This window comes from Actinoplanes octamycinicus (genome assembly GCF_014205225.1).
GTDB lineage: Bacteria > Actinomycetota > Actinomycetes > Mycobacteriales > Micromonosporaceae > Actinoplanes > Actinoplanes octamycinicus.
In genome coordinates this window covers 2550022-2569876 of the sequence record NZ_JACHNB010000001.1, presented here as the reverse complement: position 1 = coordinate 2569876, position 19855 = coordinate 2550022, and the positions used below count along the sequence as shown (strand labels likewise).

Here is a 19855-nt window from a genome sequence, read left to right as displayed (position 1 = left end):
GCCGGTTCGCGGCCCAACTGATCCAGCCCGCCCACCCAGGGGGGCCACCACCCCGCCAGTATCGCGAGAGATCCCAAGATCCCGCGGTCCGCCTGTGGACAACCCGTGATTGTGGAAATCAGGCGCGCAGACGACGCGTGGCATCCGCACGCGACCCGTACTCCGCCTCACCCGGGTACCCGACCGCGACCAGGGTCAGCCCGTGCGCCGGGGCGACCGTCACCTCGCTTGACCGCTCCCGCAGGGTGAGCAGCTTGGCCGGCCAGTCCGGCTCCCGGCGGCCCTCGCCGACCGCGAGCATCGCGCCGACCAGGCTGCGCACCATGGCCTGGCAGAACGCGTCGGCCTGCACGGTGGCGACCAGCGTGCGGTCCGGCTCGCGGCGCCAGTCCAGCCGGTTGATCGCGCGGATCGTGGTGGCGTGCTCCTTGCGCTTGCAGAAGGCGGCGAAGTCGTGCTCGCCGAGCAGCCCGGCCGCGGCGGCGTTCAGCCGGTCCAGGTCGAGCGGGCGCAGCCAGCCGAGGGTGTCGTAGCGGCGCAGCGGCTCCGGCCCCCAGCCGTCGTCACAGACCCGGTACTCGTAGCGGCGGAAGGTGGCCGAGAACCGGGCGTCGAAGGAGTCCGGCACCGGCAGCACGCCCTTGACCCGGGCGTCCGGCGGCATCAGCGCGCTCAGCCGGCGCAGCAGCGAGCCGGACAGCTCCGCGTAGCGCTCGGCGGGCAGCTCGATGTGGCACACCTGGCCGGTGGCGTGCACCCCGGCGTCGGTCCGGCCGGCCACGGTCAGACCCAGCGGCCAGTCGGCGCCTCCGGCGCCCAGGATGCGCTGAAGGGCTTCGGTCAGAACCCCGGCTACGGTACGACGTCCCGGCTGGGCCGCCCAGCCGGAGAAGTCCGCGCCGTCGTAGGAGACGTCGAGTCGTAGGCGGACGGTGTCGGTCATTCCGCAGCGCGCTCCTCGGCCGTGGCCACGACCCGCCTCGCGCGACCGCTGTCACGGGGCTCCGGTCGTACCGAAAATGATCTTTATCTTGACGGACCCGGCCAAAGGAAAACCCGGCACCCCAAGAGGATGCCGGGTTTCCGTCGACGCGAGGTCAGGCCTTGGCGGTGTCGTCGCCCTCGGCCTGGTCACCGGGGCCCTCGGCACCCTTGTCACCGGAGGCGTTGACCGGCGGCTCGGAGTCCTGGTCGTCGGCGACGGCCGCGGGGGTCGTCTCCTCCGGGGCCAGGGCCTCGACCTTGTCCTGCTGCGCGGTGGCCTTGCGAGCGGCAGCCTTGGCGGCCGGCGCGGTGGTGGCCGCGACCGGAGCCTCCTCGACCAGCTCGATGATCGCCATCGGAGCGGCGTCGCCCTTGCGGGGACCGGTCTTGGTGATCCGGGTGTAACCACCGGGGCGGCCGGTGTACCGCGGAGCGATCTGCTCGAACAGGGCGTACACGACGTCCTTGTCCTTCACGACGGTCAGCACCCGGCGACGGGCGTGCAGGTCGCCCCGCTTGGCCTTCGTGATGAGCTGCTCAGCCAGCGGGCGCAGCCGCTTCGCCTTGGTCTCGGTGGTCTTGATCTTCCCGTGCCGGAAGAGCTCGGTGGCCAGGTTGGCCATGATGAGCTTCTCGTGTGCCGGGCTGCCGCCGAGGCGGGCACCCTTGGTGGGCGTGGGCATTTCAGATGCTCCTTGAAAAGATGGCGCAGGCCCGAGAGCTTAGAGCTGCTCGGTCTCGCGGTAGTCGTCGGTGTCGTAATCCACGTCGCCGAACGAGTCCACGACGTGCGCCGGGTCAAAGGAAGGCGCGCTGTCCTTCAGGCCCAGGCCCATTCCGGCGAGCTTCATCTTGACCTCGTCGATGGACTTCTGGCCGAAGTTCCGGATGTCCAGAAGGTCGGCCTCCGTACGCCCTATCAACTCGCCCACGCTGTTGATGCCCTCGCGCTTGAGGCAGTTGTACGAACGAACGGTGAGGTCCAGCTCCTCGATCGGCAGCGCCAGGTCGGCAGCGAGCTGCGCGTCCTGCGGCGACGGGCCGATGTCGATGCCCTCGGCGGTCTCGTCCAGCTCCCGGCACAGGCCGAAGAGCTCGACCAGGGTCGAGCCGGCCGAGGCCAGCGCGGTCCGCGGCGAGATGGACGCCTTCGACTCGACGTCGATGATCAGACGGTCGAAGTCGGTGCGCTGCTCGACACGGGTCGCCTCGACACGGTAGGTGACCTTGAGCACCGGCGAGTAGATCGAGTCGACCGGGATCCGGCCGATCTCCGCGCCCGCGCTCTTGTTCTGCGCCGCGGTGACGTAGCCACGGCCACGCTCCACGGTCAGCTCCATGTCGAGCCGGCCCTTGCTGTTCAGGGTCGCCAGCTTCAGATCGGGGTTGTGCACCGAGACACCGGCCGGCGGCTGGATGTCGCCGGCGGTCACGTCGCCCGGGCCCTGCTTGCGCAGGTACATGCTGACCGGCTCGTCGTGCTCGGAGCTGACGGTCAGTTCCTTGACGTTCATGACCAGCTCGACCACGTCCTCCTTGACACCGGGGATCGTGGTGAACTCGTGCAGCACGCCGTCGATCTTGATGCTGGTGACCGCCGCGCCCGGGATGGACGAGAGCAGGGTCCGCCGCAGCGAGTTACCGAGGGTGTAGCCGAAGCCCGGCTCCAGAGGCTCGATGGTGAACCGGGAGCGGGTCTCGCTGAGCGACTCCTCCGAGAGGGTCGGCCGCTGGCTGATGAGCACGCTGTTCTTCTTTCTGTCGGGCCACCCGCTATTTGATGGCCGTCCGATGCGTTTTCGAGGTGCCGGCCTCGCGGCCGGCACCTCGAAAGAGCTGCTACTTGGAGTAGAGCTCGACGATCAGCTGCTCCTGGACCTGCGTGTCGATGACAGCGCGGGCCGGGAGCGTGTGGATCAGGATCTTCATCTCGCTCGGGATGGGCTCGAGCCAGGCCGGCACCGGCCGGGAACCGGCCTGGGCCTGCGCGACGACGAAGGGAGTCATCTCCTTGGACTTCTCCCGGAGCGTGACGATGTCGTGCTCCTTCACCCGGTACGACGGGATGTCGACCTTGACGCCGTTCACCAGGAAGTGGCCGTGCTTGACCAGCTGGCGGGCGGCGTCGCGGGACGCGGCGTAGCCGGCCCGGTAGACGACGTTGTCCAGACGCGACTCGAGGATCTGCAGCAGCACCTCACCGGTCTTGCCGGGCTTGGTGACAGCCTCCTCGTAGTACCCGCGGAACTGCTTCTCCAGCACGCCGTAGACGCGGCGGGCCTTCTGCTTCTCGCGGTGCTGGAGCAGGTACTCGGTCTCCTTGGTCCGGCCACGGCCGTGCTGGCCGGGCGGGAAGGGACGCGACTCGAACGGGCACTTCGGCCCGTCGCACTTGCTGCCCTTGAGGAACAGCTTCATCTTCTCGCGGCGGCAGCGCTTGCAGTCCGCACCAACGTAACGAGCCATTGCTTCGATATCTCCCTTAGACCCGGCGACGCTTCGGCGGACGGCACCCGTTGTGCGGCTGCGGGGTCACGTCGGAGATCTGACCGACCTCGAGACCGGCGGCCTGCAGCGAACGGATGGCGGTCTCCCGGCCGGAGCCGGGGCCCTTGACGAACACGTCGACCTTGCGCATGCCGTGCTCCATGGCCCGGCGGGCGGCGGCCTCGGCGGCCAGCTGCGCGGCGAACGGAGTCGACTTGCGGGAGCCCTTGAAGCCCACCTGGCCGGACGAGGCCCAGGAGATGACCGCACCGGTCGGGTCGGTGATCGACACGATGGTGTTGTTGAAGGTGCTCTTGATGTGCGCCTGCCCGTGGGCGACGTTCTTGCGTTCCTTGCGCCGGACCTTCTTGACTGCGGCCCCTGCGCGTGCCTTCGGTGGCATAAGTCAGTGCGCTCCTATTACTTCCGACCGGGCTTCTTCTTACCGGCGACCGTGCGCTTCGGGCCCTTACGGGTACGAGCGTTGGTCCGGGTCCGCTGACCCCGAACGGGCAGGCCCTTGCGGTGGCGGATGCCGGCGTAGCAGCCGATCTCAACCTTGCGGCGGATGTCCGCGGCGACCTCGCGGCGCAGGTCGCCCTCAACCTTGAAGTTGGCCTCAATGTATTCGCGGAGCTTCAGCAGCTCCTCTTCAGTGAGGTCCTTGGCGCGCTTGTTCAGGTCGATCGCCGTAGCGTTCAGTGCTTCGACAGACCGGGTGCGCCCGATCCCGAAGATGTAGGTGAGCGCGATCTCCATCCGCTTCTCGCGGGGAAGATCGACGCCGACGAGACGTGCCATTAGTGGGCGTACTCCTCGTTGTTGTCGCGGAGGTCTGTGCCCGTCCCTCCCCGCCTGCCCGGGCGGGCCCCGGCCTCCGACCGGGGGTACAGCCGCCGGATGGCGGCTGGGACGGGCTTATTCAGTGGTGCGGATCCTGCGCGGGTCTACTCAGCCCTGGCGCTGCTTGTGACGCGGGTCGGTGGAGCAGATGACCATGACCCGGCCGTGCCGCCGGATGATCCGGCAGTTGTTGCAGATCCGCTTGACGCTCGGCTTGACCTTCACGGTTTGCCTTAACTCTCAGTCAGACGGGATGTGGAGACCCCGTGACCCGTTACTTGTAGCGGTAGACGATTCGCCCGCGGGTCAGGTCGTACGGCGAGAGTTCGACGACGACCCTGTCCTCGGGAAGGATGCGGATGTAGTGCTGGCGCATCTTCCCGGAGATGTGTGCCAGGACCTTGTGACCATTGGCGAGCTCAACGCGGAACATGGCGTTCGGCAGGGGCTCGATCACTCGGCCTTCGATCTCGATGGCTCCGTCTTTCTTAGGCATGTCCTCCGCTACCTGACATCGGGTTCTGGGGCAGGCTGTGCAACGTCGTACCCGAACCGCTCGGGGTCCGGACCAGCCGCGGCTCCCTCGGTCCTCGAAGCGCTGAGGACATGAAAGAGTGGACGCTGCGCGCCAGCAAGCCAGTCTACGCGCACGTTTCGGGGACGCCAAACCGAGGTCACCGTTACCCGGAGTCGGGCGTGTCACGCGGGTCCCAGCGGCCTCTCCGGCCTCGCCGGAGGACCCTCGGAAACCCGCTCAGCGGTCCCGACGGCCGCGCTCGGTCAGGGCGCCGACGCCGGTGATGATCACCGGGATCAGCACCCAGGCGGGCCAGAAATAGTAGGCGTGCCCCGCGGTGAACGAGGTGACCGCCCAGATCACCGTGCAGATCAGGAAGGCGGTCAGGGCCGACTGGAAGGTGTGCCGGCCGCCGTGGCCCCGCGCGTCCCTGCCGACCGGCGCAGCGGCCGGGTGCGCCGCCGGCGCGTGCGGCTGCACCTGCGACTGCCGCGGCGGGACGGTGCCCGGCAGGTCGTCGAGGAGACCGTCCAGATCGGCGTAGGTCCGGGCGCTGTAGGCCCGCTGGACCCGCTCGTCGTACTCGTTCAGATCGAGCCGGCCCTCGTCGAGCGCGGTCTTCAACTGATCCGCTACGCGCTGCCGATCACTGTCGCCAGCGCGCATCCCCTCGCGTCCCATGCGTCACAGCATGCCAGGCGCGCGCTCGTGATCCTAGGGCTGCCGAGCGGTCACCAGATCGCCGAGACGGGCCCGGCCGCCGTCCAGGGCGGTGGTCACCCACACCCCGTCGTCCAGCAGCGCCATGGTGTGCTCCACGTGCGCCGCGCGGGACCCGTCCCGGGTCACCACGGTCCAGCCGTCGGAGAGCTCCAGCGTCCGCGGCGAACCCATCGTGATCATCGGCTCGATGGCCAGCGCCATCCCCGCGACCAGCCGCGGGCCCCGCCCCGGCTTGCCGTGGTTGAGCACGTGCGGCTCCTGGTGCATCTCGGTGCCGATGCCGTGCCCGCCGTAGCCGTCGACGATGCCGTACCGCCCGGCCTTGCGGATCACCTTCTCGATGTTGAACGAGATGTCGGTGAGCCGGCCCCGCCCGTTCGCCACCCCGCGGGCGGCGGCGGCGATCCCGGCCCACATCGCGTCCTCGGCCACCTCGGCCATCCGCAGCAGCGCCGGGTCGGTCTCGCCGACGCCCACCGTGATCGCCGAGTCGCCGTGCCAGTCGTTGAGGATCGCGCCGCAGTCCAGCGAGATCAGGTCGCCCTCGACGAGGATCTGCTCGTGGCTCGGGATGCCGTGCACGACCTGCTCGTTGTTCGACGCGCAGATCGAGGCCGGGAAGCCGTGGTAGCCCTTGAACGACGGGATCGCCCCGTGGTCGCGGATCACCTTCTCCGCGATGGCGTCGAGGTCGGCGGTCGAAACGCCGGGGGCGACAGCCTCGCGCATCGCCTCCAGCGCCGCGTGGACGACCAGACCGGCCGCCCGCATCTTCTCGATCTGCTCCGCCGACTTCAGCTGGATCCCGGAATCCTGACGAGACACGTCAGCCTCCGTACGACCGCAGGGCGTCGATCGCGCGCACCGTGACGTCCTCCACCGGGCCGGTCGCGTCGATGCCCACCAGCTTGCCCTGGGCGCCGTAGTAGTCGACCAGGGGCGCGGTCTTGTCCGCGTACTCCACCAGGCGGTTGGCGATCGTCTCGGCCTTGTCGTCGTCCCGCTGGAACAGCTCCGACCCGCAGCGGTCGCAGATGTTCTCCTTGCTGGTCGGGTCGAACTCGACGTGCCAGATCTTGCCGCAGCCCCGGCAGGTCCGGCGGCCGGAGAGCCGCCGGATCACCTCGTCGTCGTCGACCACGAGCTCCATCACCAGGTCCAGCGCGGTGCCCAGGTCGGCGAGCAGCTTGTCCAGCGCGGCGGCCTGCGGCACGGTGCGCGGGAACCCGTCGAGCAGGAAGCCGTCGCCGGCGTCCGGCTCGGCCAGCCGGTCGCGGACCATGTTGATCGTCACCTCGTCCGGCACCAGCTGCCCGGCGTCCATGTACCGCTTGGCCTCGACCCCGAGCGGGGTCCCCTGCGACACGTTGGCCCGGAAGATGTCCCCGGTCGAGATCTTCGGTACGGCGAGATGGGCGGCGATGAACTCAGCCTGGGTCCCCTTGCCGGCCCCCGGAGGGCCCACCAGTACCAGCCGCACCTACATCGCCTCGCTTCGTCCGCAAGAAGCCACGCCAACCGCCGCCAGAGCCCCCCGGCCCCGCGTACCCACTACCGGAGGAACCCTTCGTAGTTCCGCTGCATGAGCTGGCTCTCGATCTGCTTCACCGTCTCCAGGCCGACGCCCACCATGATCAGCACGGCGGTGCCACCGAACGGGAAGTTCTGGTACTGCTTCTGGTCCAGCCAGATGAAGAAGAAGTTCGGCAGGACGGAGATCAGGCCGAGGTAGAGAGCGCCCGGCAGGGTGATCCGGCTGAGGATGAAGTCCAGGTAGTCGGCGGTCGGCTTGCCCGGGCGGATACCCGGGACGAACCCACCGTACTTCTTCATGTTCTCCGCGACCTCGGTCGGGTTGAACGTGATCGACACGTAGAAGTACGTGAAGAAGATGATCAGCAGGAAGTAGACCGTGATGTACAGCCAGCTGGTCGGCGACGCCAGCCAGTTCTGGATCCACACCTGGTAGGGCTTCAGGTTGTTCTGGTCGAAGAACTGCAAGTACAGCTGCGGCAGGTAGAGCAGCGACGACGCGAAGATGACCGGGACGACACCCGCCTGGTTCACCTTCAGCGGGATGTAGGTCGAGGTGCCGCCGTACATCCGCCGGCCGATCATGCGCTTGGCGTACTGCACCGGGATGCGCCGCTGGGCCTGCTCGATGAAGACCACCAGGCCGATGATCACCAGGACCAGCGCGATCACCAGGAGGAACTTGGCGGTGCCGGCGGACTGCTTGATGGTCCAGCCCTCACCGGGGAGGCGGGCCGCGATCGAGGTGAAGATCAGGACGGACATGCCGTTGCCGACGCCACGGTCGGTGACCAGCTCGCCGAGCCACATGACCACACCGGTGCCGGCGGTCATCGTCATCACCAGGACCGTCAGGGTCAGCCACATCGGGATGCCGGTGCCCTCGGGGATGATCTGGTACTGCGGGTTGTCCTGGTCGCACAGACCGCCGAACAGCTGGCCGGTGCGGGCCAGGGCGACGAACGCCGAGGACTGCAGGATCGCCAGGCCCAGGGTGAGGTACCGGGTGTACTGGGTGATCTTCGCCTGACCGGACTGACCCTCCTTGCGGAGCTGCTCGAGCCGCGGAATCACCACGGTCAGCAGCTGCAGGATAATCGACGCGGTGATGTACGGCATGATGCCGAGCGCGAAGACCGAGAGCTGGAGCAGAGCGCCGCCGGAGAACAGGTTCAGCAGGTTCAGAACCTGGTTGCCCGACGCCTCGGTCAGCTTCAGACAGGCCCGCACATTGGTGTACGACACGCCGGGGCTGGGCAAGGTGGCGCCGAGCCGGTAAATGGCGATCATCGCGACCGTGAACAACAATTTCTTGCGCAGGTCAGGCGTCCGCAACGCACTCGTAAAAGCGGAGAGCAACTTCTTCCTCCTGCGCGAGGTGACCGCCGGTCGGCGGTACGGGGGGAGGGCAACGGTCCGGATGACCGATGTCCCTAGCTGGAAACGGACTCTAACAGTCTTGGCCAGCCGTGGTCAGCCACGGTAGCCGTCCACGCGGCGCTGCGTCACGACCAATCACATAAGTGCTGGTCAAACGCCACAAGGGGATGCTCGCCGAACATCAGTCCGGACGAGCATCCCCGCAAGCCTCACAGCTCGGTGGTGGACCCACCCGCGGCTGCGATCTTCTCCTTGGCCGACTCGCTGAACGCGTGCGCCGACAGGGTCAGCGACACACCACCCAGCTCGCCGGAGCCCAGCACCTTGACCGGCTGGCCCTTGCGCACCGCGCCGGCCTCGACCAGCTCGGCCGGGCCGACCTCGCCGCCGTTCGGGAACAGCTCGGCGAGGCGGTCCAGGTTGACGACCTGGAAGACGACCTTGTTGCGCGGCCGGTTCTTCAGGCCCTTGAGCTTCGGCAGGCGCATGTGGATAGGCATCTGCCCACCCTCGAACGACGCCGGAGTGTTCTTCCGGGCGCCGGTGCCCTTGGTACCGCGACCGGCCGTCTTGCCCTTGGAGCCCTCACCACGACCCACGCGGGTCTTCTTGGTCTTGGCCCCGGGAGCCGGCTTCAGGTCATGAATCTTGATCGCCATTACTCGACCTCCTCGACAGTGACGAGGTGGTTCACGGCGAAGATCATGCCCCGGATCTCGGGACGGTCCTCCTTGACCACCACATCGTTGATCCGCTTGAGGCCGAGCGACCGCAGGGAGTCCCGCTGGTTCTGCTTACGGCCGATCTCGGACCGGATCTGGGTGACCTTCAAGCGAGCCATCAGTGCACCGCCGCTTCCGCACGCGCCGCCAGCATGGCCGCCGGCGCCACGTCCTCGACCGGGAGGCTGCGGCGAGCCGCGACCTGCTCCGGGGACTCGAGGCCCTTCAGCGCCGCCACAGTGGCGTGGACGATGTTGATCGGGTTCGAGGAGCCGAGGCTCTTCGACAGGATGTCGTGGATGCCCGCGCACTCCAGCACGGCGCGCACCGGGCCACCGGCGATGACACCGGTACCAGCGGACGCCGGCTTGAGCAGGACGACACCCGCGGCAGCCTCACCCGTGATCGGGTGCGGAATGGTCGCACCGATCCGCGGGACCTTGAAGAAGTGCTTCTTGGCCTCCTCGACGCCCTTGGCGATCGCCGCGGGCACCTCCTTGGCCTTTCCGTAACCGACACCGACGGTGCCGTCACCGTCGCCGACGATCACCAGGGCGGTGAAGCTGAAGCGCCGACCACCCTTGACGACCTTGGCGACACGGTTGATCGCGACGACCCGCTCGAGGTGCGGGGTCTTCTCGACGGGCGCGTTGCCGCGACCGCCCTCACGACGGTTGTCGCGGCGGCCGCCACCCTCGTTGTTACCGCCGGACCCGCCGCCACGGCGCTGCTGACCAGGCATTGGTCAATTCCTCCTAGAACTCGAGTCCGGCTTCGCGAGCGGCATCGGCAAGCGCGGCGATACGCCCCGCGTACTTGTTGCCACCGCGGTCGAAGACGACCTTGGAAATACCCGCGGCCTTGGCCCGCTCGGCGAGGAGCGTGCCGACCTTGCCGGCCTGCGCGCTCTTGTCGCCCTCGGTGCCCCGGATCGTGGTGTCGAGGGTCGAGGCCGAAGCGAGCGTGTGGCCCTTGAGGTCGTCGATGATCTGCGCGGTGATGTTCCGCGTAGACCGGGTGACGACCAGACGGGGACGCTCGGCGGTGCCGCGCACGTTCTTGCGGACCCGGAAGTGCCGACGCGCCTTGCCAACGGCGCGCCGAGCGGCGACACCGCCGCCATTGCGGCGCTTGAGCAGCGTGGCGGTCACTTCTTACCTGCCTTTCCAGCCTTGCGGCGGATGACCTCGCCCTGGTACTTGACGCCCTTGCCCTTGTAGGGCTCCGGCGGGCGGATCTTCCGGATGTTGGCGGCGACCTCGCCGACCAGCTGCTTGTCGATGCCCGCCACGGTGAACTGGGTGGGCTTCTCCACCGAGAAGGTGATGCCGGCCGGCGGCACGATGTTCACCGGGTGCGAGAACCCGAGAGCGAACTCCAGGTCCTTGCCCTTGGCGGTGACACGGTAACCGGTGCCGTTGATCTCGAGGGTCTTCTTGTAGCCCTCGGTCACACCGACGATCATGTTGGCGACCAGGGTGCGCGAGAGACCGTGCAGCTCCTTGGCCTTGCGCTCGTCGTTCGGGCGGTTGACGACCAGCTCGGCGCCCTCCTGGGACACCGTGATCGGCTCGGCCACGGTGTGCGAGAGCTCGCCCTTGGGGCCCTTGACCTTGACGGTCTGGCCCGTGATGGTGACGTCGACGCCGGCCGGGACCGGGATCGACTTACGTCCGATTCGCGACATGTCTAAGTCTCCAGTTACCAGACGAAGGCGAGGACTTCCCCGCCAACGCTCCGCTTGCGGGCCTGCTTGTCGGTCAGCAGTCCCTGGGACGTCGAAATGATCGCGACACCGAGGCCACCGAGCACGCGGGGCAGCTCGTCGGACTTGGCGTAAACCCGCAGGCCCGGCTTCGAGACGCGCTTGATGCCGGCGAGGCTGCGCTCGCGGTTCTGGCCGTACTTGAGCTCAACGACCAGACGCTTGCCGACCGCGCCCTCCTCGGGCTCCTCAGACGTCCAGGACGCGATGTAGCCCTCCGCCTTGAGGACCTCGGCGATGTTCGCCTTGATCTTCGAGTACGGCATGGTCACCTTGTCGTGGTACGCCTGGTTGGCGTTGCGCAGACGCGTCAGCATGTCTGCGATCGGGTCCGTCATCGTCATGGGTATTCGTCAACCTTTCTCGCCGGGGTTCCCGGTGTTGAAGCCAGGCCTACGGCGAAGCGGTATTTCTAAGTCGGGTTACCAGGAGGCCTTGGACACGCCGGGCAGCTCACCACGGTGAGCCATGTCCCGCACGCAAACCCGGCACAGGCCGAACTTGCGGTAGACCGAGTGCGGGCGACCGCACTTCTGGCAGCGGGTGTAAGCGCGCACGGCGAACTTCGGCTTCGCGGCCGCCTTGAGGATCAGCGCCTTCTTAGCCATGCTCAGTTCTCCTTGAACGGGAAGCCCAGGAGCTTCAGCAGCGCCCGGCCCTCGTCGTCGGTCGTGGCCGTCGTGACGATCGTGATGTCCATGCCCCGCGGCCGGTCGATCTTGTCCTGATCGATCTCGTGGAACACCGACTGCTCGGTCAGGCCGAAGGTGTAGTTGCCGTGGCCGTCCAGCTTGCGACCGTCGAGACCACGGAAGTCACGGATACGCGGCAGCGAGATGGACAGCAGCCGGTCCAGGAACTCCCACATCCGGTCGCCGCGGAGGGTGACCTTGGCGCCGATCGGCATGCCCTCACGGAGCTTGAACTGCGCGATCGACTTGGTCGCCCGCCGCACCAGCGGCTTCTGGCCGGTGATCGTGGTCAGGTCACGCACCGCGCCGTCGATCAGCTTGGCGTCCCGGGCAGCCTCGCCGACACCCATGTTCACGACGACCTTGACCAGGCCGGGGATCTGCATGGGGTTGCCGTACTTGTACTGCTCCTGCAGCGCCGGGAGGACCTCGGCCCGGTACTTGCTCTTCAGACGCGGCTGCGTCTTCGTCTCAGTGGCGGCAGTCATCACAGTTCCTTACCGGTCGTACGCGCGATACGGACCTTGGTGCCGTTCTCGTCGATCCGGTAACCGATCCGGGTCGGCTTACCCTGGTCGTCCAGGATCTGCACGTTGGAGATGTGGATCGCGGCTTCCTGCGTGACGATGCCACCGGTCTTCGAACCACGCTGGGTGGTGCGGATGCGTTCGTGCTTCTTGACCCGATTGACGCCCTCGACCAGGACCTTGTCCTGCCGCGGGAAGGCCGCGATGACCTTACCCTTGGCACCCTTGTCCTTGCCGGCGATGACGACGACCGTGTCGCCCTTCTTGATCTTCACGGTCAGAGCACCTCCGGCGCCAGGCTGATGATCTTCATGAACCGCTTGTCGCGCAGCTCGCGGCCGACCGGGCCGAAGATGCGGGTACCGCGGGGGTCCCCGCCGTCCTTGATGATGACGGCGGCGTTCTCGTCGAAGCGGATGTACGAGCCGTCCGGACGACGCCGTTCCTTGCTGGTGCGGACGATGACCGCCTTGACGACGTCACCCTTCTTCACACCGGCGCCGGGGATGGCGTCCTTGACCGTGGCCACGATGACGTCGCCGATGCTCGCGTAACGGCGACCGGAGCCACCGAGTACGCGGATGCACAGGATCTCCCGGGCACCCGTGTTGTCGGCGACGCGCAGTCGCGACTCCTGCTGGATCACGTCTGTCTCCTATGTCTGCCAGTTCTCCGGAAACGCACCGAAGCTTGGCGGAACGATGGTCCGCTGGGCCGGCCGTAGCCGGCCCAGCGTACTCACTTGGCCTTTTCGAGGATCTCCACGATCCGCCACCGCTTGGTGGCGGAGAGCGGACGAGTCTCCATGATCGAGACACGGTCGCCGATGCCCGCCGAGTTCTGCTCGTCGTGCACCTTCAGCTTGCGGGTACGGCGGATGACCTTGCCGTACAGCGCGTGCTTGACCCGGTCCTCGACCTCGACGACGACGGTCTTGTCCATCTTGTCGCTGACCACGAGACCCTCACGCACCTTGCGCTGAGCGCGCGGAGCGGCGGTGGTGTTCTCACTCATGCCGTCACCTCATCCGGCGCGACCGAGAGACCCAGCTCCCGCTCACGCATGATCGTGTAGATCTTCGCGACGTCCTTGCGGACGACCTGCAGCCGACGGTGATTGTCGAGCTGGCCGGTCGCGCGCTGCACGCGAAGGTTGAACAGCTCCGCCTTGGCCTCCCGCAGCTTCGCGACCAGCTCCTCCTCGGAGAGTTCGCGGAGCTCGGCTGCCTTAACGCCCGCTGCCATCAGCTTTCACCCACTTCGCGCGTCACGATGCGGCACTTCATCGGGAGCTTGTGGATCGCGCGGCGCATCGCCTCACGCGCGACCGTCTCGTTCGGGAACGACATCTCGAAGAGGATGCGACCCGGCTTGACGTTCGCCACCCACCACTCGGGAGAACCCTTACCGGAACCCATCCGGGTCTCGGCCGGCTTCTTGGTCAGAGCCTGGTCCGGGAAGATCGAGATCCAGACCTTACCGCCACGCTTGATGTGACGGGTCATCGCGATACGCGCCGACTCGATCTGCCGGTTCGTCACGTACGCGGGCTCCAGCGCCTGGATACCGAACTCGCCGAAGACGACCCGGTTGCCGCCCTTGGACGCGCCGTGGCGGTCCGGGTGGTGCGGCTTACGGAAGCCCTTTGGGGGCTTACGCGGCATCAGCATGTGTCAGCCCTCCTGCTGCGTCTCGGCCGGAGCCGGAGCCGCGGCAACCGCGGCGTCGTTCGCATTGTCGCCGTCGGCGGTGGACCGGGACTGGGCCGCAGCCCGGCCGGCCTCGGTGCCACCCGCGGTCGTGCCGGACGAACCGGAACGGCCACGGCGCGGACGCTCGGGACGGTCGGCACGGTCGCGGCGCGGACGCGCCGGCGCCTCGGCCACAGCCTCGCGGCCCGGAACGGCGTCGCCCTTGTAGATCCAGACCTTCACGCCGATCCGGCCGAACGTGGTACGGGCCTCGAAGAAGCCGTACTCGATGTTCGCCCGCAGCGTGTGCAGCGGAACGCGACCCTCACGGTAGAACTCCGTGCGGCTCATCTCCGCGCCGCCGAGGCGGCCGGAGACCTGCACCCGGATGCCCTTGCAGATCGGGTTCTTCATGGCCGACTGCATGGCCTTGCGCATCGCCCGGCGGAAGCTGACCCGGGAGGACAGCTGCTCGGCGACGCCCTGGGCCACCAGCTGCGCGTCCGACTCGGGGCTCTTCACCTCGAGGATGTTCAGCTGGACCTGCTTGCCGGTGAGCTTCTCGAGCTCGCCGCGGATCCGGTCGGCCTCCGCGCCCTTACGGCCGATGACGATGCCCGGCCGGGCGGTGTGGATGTCGACCCGGACCCGGTCGCGGGTCCGCTCGATGTCCACCTTGGAGATGCCGGCGCGCTCGAGGCCCTTGGACATCATCCGGCGGATCTTGACGTCCTCGCCGATGTAGTCCTTGTAGAGCTTGTCCGCGAACCAGCGGCTCTTCCAGTCGGTGGAGATGCCGAGGCGGAACCCGGTGGGGTGAACCTTCTGACCCATTACTCGGCACCCTCCGTGCTCTGGGACTCGGCGGCAGCAGGCTCGGCGGCCTTGTCAGCCTTCTTCGCCGCTGCCTTCTTCGCCGGGCGGTCCGACTGGACCGCCTCGACCGCGATCGTGATGTGACACGTGCGCTTGCGGATCCGGTACGCCCGGCCCTGCGCCCGCGGACGGAACCGCTTGAGCGTCGGACCCTCGTCGACGAACGCCTCGCTCACGAGGAGGGCGTCGGGGTCGAGCCGCTCGTTGTTCTCCGCGTTCGCCACGGCACTGGCAAGCACCTTGTAGACCTGCTCGCTGGCGGCCTGCGGCGCGAACTGCAGGACGGTCAGCGCCTCCTTCGCGGGCAGACCGCGGACGAGGTTGACCACCCGGCGCGCCTTGGTCGGCGAGAGGCGCACGTGTCGCGCAATCGCCCGCGCGCCCGGAAGCACCGGAGCGTCGCCCTTTGCTGGCATCGCTGTAGCTCCTAAATCCTCTAATCCGTGTATCTGCTTAGCGACGACGGCTCTTGCGGTCGTCCTTCTCGTGACCCTTGAACGTGCGGGTCAGAGCGAACTCGCCGAGCTTGTGCCCGACCATCGCCTCGGTGACGAACACCGGGACGTGCTTGCGCCCGTCGTGCACGGCGATCGTGTGCCCGAGCATGTCCGGGATGATGGTCGAACGCCGCGACCAGGTCTTGATGACGTTCTTCGAGTTCTTCTCGTTCTGGACTTCCACCTTCTTGAGCAGGTGGTCGTCGACGAACGGGCCCTTCTTCAGGCTGCGAGGCATCTTTTAACTCCCGTTACCCGCGCTTGCGGGTGGCGTAGCGGCGGCGAACGATCAGCTTGTCGCTCTCCTGGCCCTTGCGGCGGGTACGGCCCTCCGGCTTACCAGCCGGGTTGACCGGGTGACGACCACCGGAGGTCTTACCCTCACCACCACCGTGCGGGTGGTCGACGGGGTTCATGGCGACACCACGGACGGTCGGGCGCTTGCCCTTCCACCGCATACGGCCGGCCTTACCCCAGTTGATGTTCGACTGCTCGGCGTTGCCGATCTCGCCGACGGTGGCGCGGCAGCGCACGTCGACGCGACGGATCTCACCGGAGGGCATACGCAGCGTGGCGTACACACCCTCACGGCCGAGCAGCTGGATGCCCACGCCGGCCGAACGGGCCAGCTTGGCGCCACCGCCGGGACGAAGCTCCACACCGTGGATCGTCGTACCGACCGGGATGTTGCGCAGCGGCAGGTTGTTGCCCGGCTTGATGTCCGCGCCCACACCCGACTCGACGCGGTCGCCCTGCTTCAGGTCCTTCGGCGCCAGGATGTAGCGCTTCTCACCGTCCGCGTAGTGCAGCAGCGCGATGCGCGAGGTGCGGTTGGGGTCGTACTCGATGTGAGCGACCTTGGCCGGCACGCCGTCCTTGTCGTTCCGCTTGAAGTCGATCAGCCGGTACTGCCGCTTGTGGCCACCGCCCTGGTGCCGCGTGGTGATGCGGCCGTGGACGTTGCGACCACCCTTCTTGGGCAGCGGAACCAGCAGAGACTTCTCCGGCGTCGACCGGGTGATCTCGGCGAAGTCGGCGACGCTCGAGCCGCGGCGGCCCGGCGTGGTCGGCTTGTACTTACGGATTCCCATGATTCACAAACCCCTTAGCTGACCGGGCCGCCGAAGGCCTCGATACGGTCACCGTCAGCCAGCTTCACCATCGCGCGCTTGGTCGCCTTGCGCTGACCGAAGCCGGTCCGGGTGCGCTTGCGCTTGCCCTCGCGGTTCGCGGTGTTCACCGTCAGCACGCGGACGTTGAAGATCTGCTGGATCGCGATCTTGATCTGGGTCTTGTTCGCGTCCGGGTGGACGAGGAACGTGTACCAGTTCTGGTCGAGAACGCTGTAGCTCTTCTCGGAGACCACCGGGGCGACGATGATGTCGCGCGGGTCGGCGATCGTGCTCACTTGTCGCCCTCCTCGGACTTCTCGGTCCCGCCCAGGAACTCGTCGAGCGCGACCTTGGTGAAGACGACCTCGTCGGCGACCAGCACGTCGTACGTGTTCAGCTGGCCGGCCTCGATGAGGTGCACGGTCGGCTCGTTGCGGAGCGAGATCCAGTTCAGCTCGTCCTGGCTGTCCAGCACGACGAGGATCTTCTTGGTCTGCGCGACCTTCCGCAGCGTGGCGACGGCGGCCTTGGTCGACGGCGTCTCGCCGGTGACGAAGGACTCGACGACGAACACGCGGCCGTCCCGGGCCCGGTCCGAGAGGGCGCCACGGAGCGCGGCGGCCTTCATCTTCTTCGGGGTCCGCTGGCTGTAGTCGCGCGGCACCGGGCCGTGCACGACGCCACCACCGGTGAACTGCGGCGCGCGGATCGAGCCCTGGCGGGCGCGACCGGTGCCCTTCTGCTTGTACGGCTTCTTGCCGCCGCCGGCGACCTCGCCGCGGGTCTTCGCCTTGTGCGTACCCTGCCGGGCCGCGGCCAGCTGGGCCACGACGACCTGGTGCATCAGCGGGATGTTCGCCTGGGCGTCGAAGACGCTGGCGGGCAGGTCGACCGAGCCGGCCTTGGCGCCCTCGGCGTTGATGATGTCGACCGAGCTCACTTGGCACCGCCCTTCTTGGCCGCGCTACGGACCAGGATCAGCGCACCCTTGGGGCCGGGCACCGCGCCCTTGACCAGGATCAGGTTGCGCTCGGTGTCGACCGCCTGAATCGTCAGGTTCTGGACGGTGTAGCGCTTGCTACCCATCCGGCCGGCCATCCGGACGCCCTTGAAGACGCGGCCGGGGGTGGCGCAGGCGCCGATCGAGCCGGGCGAGCGGTGCTTGCGCTCGACACCGTGGCTCGCGCGCAGACCGTGGAAGCCGTGCCGCTTCATGACACCGGCGTAGCCCTTGCCCTTGGTCTTGCCGGTCACGTCGATCGGCTGGCCCGCGGCGAACGCGTCGACGGTGACTTCCTGGCCGAGCTCGTACTCGCTCGCGTCGACGGTGCGAAGCTCGACGAGGTGACGCCGCGGCGACACACCGGCCTTCGCGTAGTGGCCGCTCTCCGGCTTGTTGACCTTGCGGGGGTCAATCGCGCCGTACGCCAGCTGGACAGCCGAGTAGCCGTCCTTCTCAGAGGTGCGGACCTGGGTCACGACGCACGGGCCGGCCTGCACCACGGTTACCGGGACGACCTTGTTGTTGTCCCAGACCTGGGTCATGCCGAGCTTGGCGCCCAGGATCCCCTTCACTTGCCTGTCCATTTGTCCGGATCCCTACAGCTTGATCTCGATGTCGACGCCAGCCGGCAGGTCGAGGCGCATGAGCGAGTCGACCGTCTTCGGGGTCGGGTCGATGATGTCGATCAGACGCTTGTGCGTGCGCATCTCGAAGTGCTCGCGCGAGTCCTTGTACTTGTGCGGCGAACGGATCACGCAGAAACGGTTGATCTCCGTGGGCAGCGGCACCGGGCCTGCGACCTGCGCCCCGGTACGCGTCACCGTCTCGACGATCTTCCGCGCCGAGGAGTCGACGACCTCGTGGTCATAGGCCTTGAGCCGGATGCGGATCTTCTGTCCCGCCATGGTGGCTTCTGTTTCCTTCTCTCGATGCCGCTACGTGCGGAAGCGGTGGCCTCCACATGCCCGCAGGACCGTTGATCCTGCGTTGTCCGACCCCCGCGGTCGGGCGTGTCGCGCCTCGTCACAGAGTGCTGGGCACTCAGCTTCCGGCCTCCACCCCGTCTCGGGGCGGACGCGATCGCGGGGATCTGGGGCGCCGGGCGGCAAAGAAACACACCCGGACACCCGGCGAGGGTGGGTAGTTGATCAAAGTCAAAGTTGACCTGGCTCGACTACCCACCCCGCGCGGACGCAACCTGACTAGTATGCCGGATTAACTCCGGCATTGCTAATCGGGGTCACCAACGAGGGGTGTTCACCGAAGTGAACACCCCTCAAAATCACTTGATGATCTTCGTGACCGTGCCGGCGCCGACGGTGCGGCCACCCTCACGGATCGCGAACTTCAGACCCTGCTCCATGGCGATCGGCTGGATCAGCTTCACGGCCATCGAGGTGGAGTCGCCGGGCATGACCATCTCGGTGCCCTCGGGCAGCGTGACGACGCCGGTGACGTCCGTGGTGCGGAAGTAGAACTGCGGCCGGTAGTTCTGGAAGAACGGGGTGTGCCGGCCACCCTCCTCCTTCGAGAGGATGTAGACCTGGCCCTCGAACTCCGTGTGCGGAGTCGTGGTGCCCGGCTTCACGACGACCATGCCGCGCTCGACGTCCTCGCGCTTGATGCCGCGGAGCAGCAGACCGACGTTCTCACCCGCGCGGGCCTCGTCGAGCAGCTTGCGGAACATCTCGATGCCGGTGCAGACGGTCTTGGTCGACTTCTCGCGGATACCGACGATCTCGACCTCCTCGTTCGGCTTGAGGATGCCGCGCTCGGCGCGACCGGTCACCACGGTGCCACGACCGGTGATCGTGAAGACGTCCTCGATCGGCATGAGGAACGGCTTCTCGGTCTCACGCTCGGGCTGCGGGATCGCGGTGTCGACCGCGTTCATCAGCTCCATGAGGCGGCCGGTCCACTCCGGGTCGCCCTCGAGCGCCTTGAGCGCCGAGACGCGCACGACCGGCAGGTCGTCGCCCGGGAACTCGTAGGTGCTGAGCAGCTCGCGGACCTCGAGCTCGACGAGCTCCAGGAGCTCCTCGTCCTCGACCATGTCGCTCTTGTTCAGGGCGACGACGATGTACGGAACGCCGACCTGGCGGGCCAGGAGGACGTGCTCCTTGGTCTGCGGCATCGGGCCGTCGGTGGCGGCCACGACCAGGATCGCGCCGTCCATCTGGGCGGCACCGGTGATCATGTTCTTGATGTAGTCGGCGTGGCCGGGGCAGTCCACGTGCGCGTAGTGGCGCGCCGCGGTCTGGTACTCGACGTGCGCGATGGAGATCGTGATACCACGAGCCTTCTCCTCCGGCGCCTTGTCGATCTCGTCGAACGGGGTGTACGGGTTCAGCTCGGGGAACTCGTCGTGCAGGACCTTGGTGATGGCCGCAGTCAGCGTCGTCTTACCGTGGTCGATGTGACCAATGGTGCCGATGTTGACGTGCGGCTTAGTCCGCTCGAACTTCGCCTTCGCCACTGGTGTCCTCCTGTGGACTGATCATTAC

The 19855-nt window shown here is 67.5% G+C and carries 34 protein-coding genes; all 34 read right to left on the bottom strand.

Annotated features, from left to right (window positions below):
* Nucleotides 1-118: 118 nt before the first annotated feature.
* The 34 genes from truA to tuf all read right to left on the bottom strand — a co-directional run bounded on the left by truA (nucleotide 119) and on the right by tuf (nucleotide 19827).
* A complete protein-coding gene (gene truA / locus BJY16_RS11650; RefSeq protein ID WP_185039474.1) occupies nucleotides 119-943 on the bottom strand; it encodes a tRNA pseudouridine(38-40) synthase TruA in 825 nt (274 codons plus the stop codon).
* Between the two features lie 154 nt (nucleotides 944-1097).
* Nucleotides 1098-1667 (bottom strand): 50S ribosomal protein L17, encoded by a 570-nt coding sequence (gene rplQ / locus BJY16_RS11645; protein WP_185039473.1) that lies wholly within the window; start codon nucleotides 1665-1667, stop codon nucleotides 1098-1100.
* A gap of 39 nt (nucleotides 1668-1706) precedes the next feature.
* The gene (locus BJY16_RS11640; protein ID WP_014440749.1) at nucleotides 1707-2729 is read right to left on the bottom strand and encodes a DNA-directed RNA polymerase subunit alpha; all 1023 of its coding nucleotides are present in this window, start codon (nucleotides 2727-2729) and stop codon (nucleotides 1707-1709) included.
* Between the two features lie 94 nt (nucleotides 2730-2823).
* On the bottom strand, nucleotides 2824-3450 hold the full coding sequence (gene rpsD, locus BJY16_RS11635; protein WP_014687780.1) for a 30S ribosomal protein S4: 627 nt from the start codon (nucleotides 3448-3450) through the stop codon (nucleotides 2824-2826).
* A 16-nt stretch (nucleotides 3451-3466) separates the two neighbouring features.
* Nucleotides 3467-3874, bottom strand: coding sequence for a 30S ribosomal protein S11 (gene rpsK / locus BJY16_RS11630; protein WP_014440747.1), 408 nt, complete (start codon nucleotides 3872-3874; stop codon nucleotides 3467-3469).
* Between the two features lie 17 nt (nucleotides 3875-3891).
* The gene (gene rpsM, locus BJY16_RS11625) at nucleotides 3892-4272 is read right to left on the bottom strand and encodes a 30S ribosomal protein S13 (protein ID WP_185039472.1); all 381 of its coding nucleotides are present in this window, start codon (nucleotides 4270-4272) and stop codon (nucleotides 3892-3894) included.
* 150 nt (nucleotides 4273-4422) lie between these two features.
* Nucleotides 4423-4539: a 50S ribosomal protein L36 gene (gene rpmJ / locus BJY16_RS11620; protein WP_014687778.1), complete on the bottom strand. Its 117-nt coding sequence runs from the start codon at nucleotides 4537-4539 to the stop codon at nucleotides 4423-4425.
* 49 nt (nucleotides 4540-4588) lie between these two features.
* Nucleotides 4589-4810 (bottom strand): translation initiation factor IF-1, encoded by a 222-nt coding sequence (gene infA / locus BJY16_RS11615; RefSeq protein WP_007073013.1) that lies wholly within the window; start codon nucleotides 4808-4810, stop codon nucleotides 4589-4591.
* A 258-nt stretch (nucleotides 4811-5068) separates the two neighbouring features.
* A complete protein-coding gene (locus tag BJY16_RS11610; protein ID WP_185046401.1) occupies nucleotides 5069-5497 on the bottom strand; it encodes a DUF1707 SHOCT-like domain-containing protein in 429 nt (142 codons plus the stop codon).
* A gap of 48 nt (nucleotides 5498-5545) precedes the next feature.
* Complete coding sequence (gene map, locus BJY16_RS11605) at nucleotides 5546-6379, bottom strand: type I methionyl aminopeptidase (RefSeq protein ID WP_185039471.1); 834 nt, start codon at nucleotides 6377-6379, stop codon at nucleotides 5546-5548.
* 1 nt (nucleotide 6380) lies between these two features.
* The gene (locus BJY16_RS11600) at nucleotides 6381-7034 is read right to left on the bottom strand and encodes an adenylate kinase (RefSeq protein WP_014687775.1); all 654 of its coding nucleotides are present in this window, start codon (nucleotides 7032-7034) and stop codon (nucleotides 6381-6383) included.
* A gap of 71 nt (nucleotides 7035-7105) precedes the next feature.
* Complete coding sequence (gene secY, locus BJY16_RS11595; protein ID WP_185039470.1) at nucleotides 7106-8446, bottom strand: preprotein translocase subunit SecY; 1341 nt, start codon at nucleotides 8444-8446, stop codon at nucleotides 7106-7108.
* 230 nt (nucleotides 8447-8676) lie between these two features.
* Nucleotides 8677-9126, bottom strand: a complete 450-nt coding sequence (rplO, locus tag BJY16_RS11590) for a 50S ribosomal protein L15 (protein WP_185039469.1) — start codon at nucleotides 9124-9126, stop codon at nucleotides 8677-8679.
* Nucleotides 9126-9308: a 50S ribosomal protein L30 gene (rpmD, locus tag BJY16_RS11585; RefSeq protein ID WP_014687772.1), complete on the bottom strand. Its 183-nt coding sequence runs from the start codon at nucleotides 9306-9308 to the stop codon at nucleotides 9126-9128. Before rpmD ends, rplO begins: the two co-directional genes overlap by 1 nt.
* Entirely contained in the window at nucleotides 9308-9931 is a 624-nt protein-coding gene (gene rpsE, locus BJY16_RS11580) for a 30S ribosomal protein S5 (RefSeq protein WP_185039468.1), read from the bottom strand. Before rpsE ends, rpmD begins: the two co-directional genes overlap by 1 nt.
* Nucleotides 9932-9944: 13 nt before the next feature.
* Nucleotides 9945-10340, bottom strand: coding sequence for a 50S ribosomal protein L18 (gene rplR / locus BJY16_RS11575; RefSeq protein ID WP_425551354.1), 396 nt, complete (start codon nucleotides 10338-10340; stop codon nucleotides 9945-9947).
* Nucleotides 10337-10876, bottom strand: a complete 540-nt coding sequence (rplF, locus tag BJY16_RS11570) for a 50S ribosomal protein L6 (RefSeq protein WP_185039467.1) — start codon at nucleotides 10874-10876, stop codon at nucleotides 10337-10339. Before rplF ends, rplR begins: the two co-directional genes overlap by 4 nt.
* Before the next feature lie 14 nt (nucleotides 10877-10890).
* A complete protein-coding gene (gene rpsH, locus BJY16_RS11565; protein ID WP_014440735.1) occupies nucleotides 10891-11298 on the bottom strand; it encodes a 30S ribosomal protein S8 in 408 nt (135 codons plus the stop codon).
* A 78-nt stretch (nucleotides 11299-11376) separates the two neighbouring features.
* Entirely contained in the window at nucleotides 11377-11562 is a 186-nt protein-coding gene (locus BJY16_RS11560) for a type Z 30S ribosomal protein S14 (protein WP_020513598.1), read from the bottom strand.
* Nucleotides 11563-11564: 2 nt separating this feature from the next.
* Complete coding sequence (gene rplE / locus BJY16_RS11555; protein ID WP_185039466.1) at nucleotides 11565-12134, bottom strand: 50S ribosomal protein L5; 570 nt, start codon at nucleotides 12132-12134, stop codon at nucleotides 11565-11567.
* Nucleotides 12134-12454, bottom strand: a complete 321-nt coding sequence (rplX, locus tag BJY16_RS11550; RefSeq protein ID WP_185046399.1) for a 50S ribosomal protein L24 — start codon at nucleotides 12452-12454, stop codon at nucleotides 12134-12136. The genes rplE and rplX overlap by 1 nt, the downstream gene beginning before the upstream one ends.
* Entirely contained in the window at nucleotides 12451-12819 is a 369-nt protein-coding gene (gene rplN / locus BJY16_RS11545) for a 50S ribosomal protein L14 (RefSeq protein WP_014687766.1), read from the bottom strand. Before rplN ends, rplX begins: the two co-directional genes overlap by 4 nt.
* A gap of 92 nt (nucleotides 12820-12911) precedes the next feature.
* Nucleotides 12912-13187: a 30S ribosomal protein S17 gene (gene rpsQ, locus BJY16_RS11540; protein ID WP_185039465.1), complete on the bottom strand. Its 276-nt coding sequence runs from the start codon at nucleotides 13185-13187 to the stop codon at nucleotides 12912-12914.
* Complete coding sequence (rpmC, locus tag BJY16_RS11535) at nucleotides 13184-13417, bottom strand: 50S ribosomal protein L29 (protein ID WP_185039464.1); 234 nt, start codon at nucleotides 13415-13417, stop codon at nucleotides 13184-13186. The genes rpsQ and rpmC overlap by 4 nt, the downstream gene beginning before the upstream one ends.
* Nucleotides 13417-13842, bottom strand: coding sequence for a 50S ribosomal protein L16 (rplP, locus tag BJY16_RS11530; protein ID WP_014687763.1), 426 nt, complete (start codon nucleotides 13840-13842; stop codon nucleotides 13417-13419). Before rplP ends, rpmC begins: the two co-directional genes overlap by 1 nt.
* A gap of 3 nt (nucleotides 13843-13845) precedes the next feature.
* On the bottom strand, nucleotides 13846-14697 hold the full coding sequence (gene rpsC, locus BJY16_RS11525; RefSeq protein WP_185039463.1) for a 30S ribosomal protein S3: 852 nt from the start codon (nucleotides 14695-14697) through the stop codon (nucleotides 13846-13848).
* On the bottom strand, nucleotides 14697-15155 hold the full coding sequence (rplV, locus tag BJY16_RS11520) for a 50S ribosomal protein L22 (RefSeq protein WP_185039462.1): 459 nt from the start codon (nucleotides 15153-15155) through the stop codon (nucleotides 14697-14699). Before rplV ends, rpsC begins: the two co-directional genes overlap by 1 nt.
* Before the next feature lie 37 nt (nucleotides 15156-15192).
* Nucleotides 15193-15474: a 30S ribosomal protein S19 gene (rpsS, locus tag BJY16_RS11515; protein WP_014687760.1), complete on the bottom strand. Its 282-nt coding sequence runs from the start codon at nucleotides 15472-15474 to the stop codon at nucleotides 15193-15195.
* A gap of 13 nt (nucleotides 15475-15487) precedes the next feature.
* Complete coding sequence (gene rplB / locus BJY16_RS11510; protein ID WP_185039461.1) at nucleotides 15488-16327, bottom strand: 50S ribosomal protein L2; 840 nt, start codon at nucleotides 16325-16327, stop codon at nucleotides 15488-15490.
* Between the two features lie 14 nt (nucleotides 16328-16341).
* The gene (gene rplW, locus BJY16_RS11505) at nucleotides 16342-16644 is read right to left on the bottom strand and encodes a 50S ribosomal protein L23 (protein WP_122976227.1); all 303 of its coding nucleotides are present in this window, start codon (nucleotides 16642-16644) and stop codon (nucleotides 16342-16344) included.
* The gene (gene rplD, locus BJY16_RS11500) at nucleotides 16641-17288 is read right to left on the bottom strand and encodes a 50S ribosomal protein L4 (RefSeq protein WP_185039460.1); all 648 of its coding nucleotides are present in this window, start codon (nucleotides 17286-17288) and stop codon (nucleotides 16641-16643) included. The genes rplW and rplD overlap by 4 nt, the downstream gene beginning before the upstream one ends.
* Nucleotides 17285-17935 (bottom strand): 50S ribosomal protein L3, encoded by a 651-nt coding sequence (gene rplC / locus BJY16_RS11495; RefSeq protein WP_185039459.1) that lies wholly within the window; start codon nucleotides 17933-17935, stop codon nucleotides 17285-17287. Before rplC ends, rplD begins: the two co-directional genes overlap by 4 nt.
* 12 nt (nucleotides 17936-17947) lie before the next feature.
* Nucleotides 17948-18256, bottom strand: coding sequence for a 30S ribosomal protein S10 (gene rpsJ / locus BJY16_RS11490; protein ID WP_007073037.1), 309 nt, complete (start codon nucleotides 18254-18256; stop codon nucleotides 17948-17950).
* 377 nt (nucleotides 18257-18633) lie between these two features.
* Complete coding sequence (gene tuf, locus BJY16_RS11485; RefSeq protein WP_185039458.1) at nucleotides 18634-19827, bottom strand: elongation factor Tu; 1194 nt, start codon at nucleotides 19825-19827, stop codon at nucleotides 18634-18636.
* Between the last annotated feature and the right edge of the window lie 28 nt (nucleotides 19828-19855).

Coding starts and splice junctions, on each gene's coding strand:
- rplP (WP_014687763.1), bottom strand. CDS start 13,842: ATGCTGATGCCGCGTAAGCCCCCAAAGGGCTTCCGTAAGCCGCACCAC.
- rpsJ (WP_007073037.1), bottom strand. CDS start 18,256: ATGGCGGGACAGAAGATCCGCATCCGGCTCAAGGCCTATGACCACGAG.
- rpmC (WP_185039464.1), bottom strand. CDS start 13,417: ATGGCAGCGGGCGTTAAGGCAGCCGAGCTCCGCGAACTCTCCGAGGAG.
- rpsE (WP_185039468.1), bottom strand. CDS start 9,931: ATGCCTGGTCAGCAGCGCCGTGGCGGCGGGTCCGGCGGTAACAACGAG.
- rpsH (WP_014440735.1), bottom strand. CDS start 11,298: ATGACGATGACGGACCCGATCGCAGACATGCTGACGCGTCTGCGCAAC.
- BJY16_RS11610 (WP_185046401.1), bottom strand. CDS start 5,497: ATGCGCGCTGGCGACAGTGATCGGCAGCGCGTAGCGGATCAGTTGAAG.
- rplQ (WP_185039473.1), bottom strand. CDS start 1,667: ATGCCCACGCCCACCAAGGGTGCCCGCCTCGGCGGCAGCCCGGCACAC.
- rplB (WP_185039461.1), bottom strand. CDS start 16,327: ATGGGAATCCGTAAGTACAAGCCGACCACGCCGGGCCGCCGCGGCTCG.
- rpsK (WP_014440747.1), bottom strand. CDS start 3,874: ATGCCACCGAAGGCACGCGCAGGGGCCGCAGTCAAGAAGGTCCGGCGC.
- rpsQ (WP_185039465.1), bottom strand. CDS start 13,187: ATGAGTGAGAACACCACCGCCGCTCCGCGCGCTCAGCGCAAGGTGCGT.
- rpmD (WP_014687772.1), bottom strand. CDS start 9,308: ATGGCTCGCTTGAAGGTCACCCAGATCCGGTCCGAGATCGGCCGTAAG.
- rplO (WP_185039469.1), bottom strand. CDS start 9,126: ATGGCGATCAAGATTCATGACCTGAAGCCGGCTCCCGGGGCCAAGACC.
- infA (WP_007073013.1), bottom strand. CDS start 4,810: ATGCCTAAGAAAGACGGAGCCATCGAGATCGAAGGCCGAGTGATCGAG.
- rplV (WP_185039462.1), bottom strand. CDS start 15,155: ATGCCAGCAAAGGGCGACGCTCCGGTGCTTCCGGGCGCGCGGGCGATT.
- rpsD (WP_014687780.1), bottom strand. CDS start 3,450: ATGGCTCGTTACGTTGGTGCGGACTGCAAGCGCTGCCGCCGCGAGAAG.
- rplE (WP_185039466.1), bottom strand. CDS start 12,134: ATGACTGCCGCCACTGAGACGAAGACGCAGCCGCGTCTGAAGAGCAAG.
- rplC (WP_185039459.1), bottom strand. CDS start 17,935: ATGGACAGGCAAGTGAAGGGGATCCTGGGCGCCAAGCTCGGCATGACC.
- truA (WP_185039474.1), bottom strand. CDS start 943: ATGACCGACACCGTCCGCCTACGACTCGACGTCTCCTACGACGGCGCG.
- rplF (WP_185039467.1), bottom strand. CDS start 10,876: ATGTCGCGAATCGGACGTAAGTCGATCCCGGTCCCGGCCGGCGTCGAC.
- rpsC (WP_185039463.1), bottom strand. CDS start 14,697: ATGGGTCAGAAGGTTCACCCCACCGGGTTCCGCCTCGGCATCTCCACC.
- BJY16_RS11560 (WP_020513598.1), bottom strand. CDS start 11,562: ATGGCTAAGAAGGCGCTGATCCTCAAGGCGGCCGCGAAGCCGAAGTTC.
- rpsS (WP_014687760.1), bottom strand. CDS start 15,474: ATGCCTCGCAGCCTGAAGAAGGGCCCGTTCGTCGACGACCACCTGCTC.
- rpsM (WP_185039472.1), bottom strand. CDS start 4,272: ATGGCACGTCTCGTCGGCGTCGATCTTCCCCGCGAGAAGCGGATGGAG.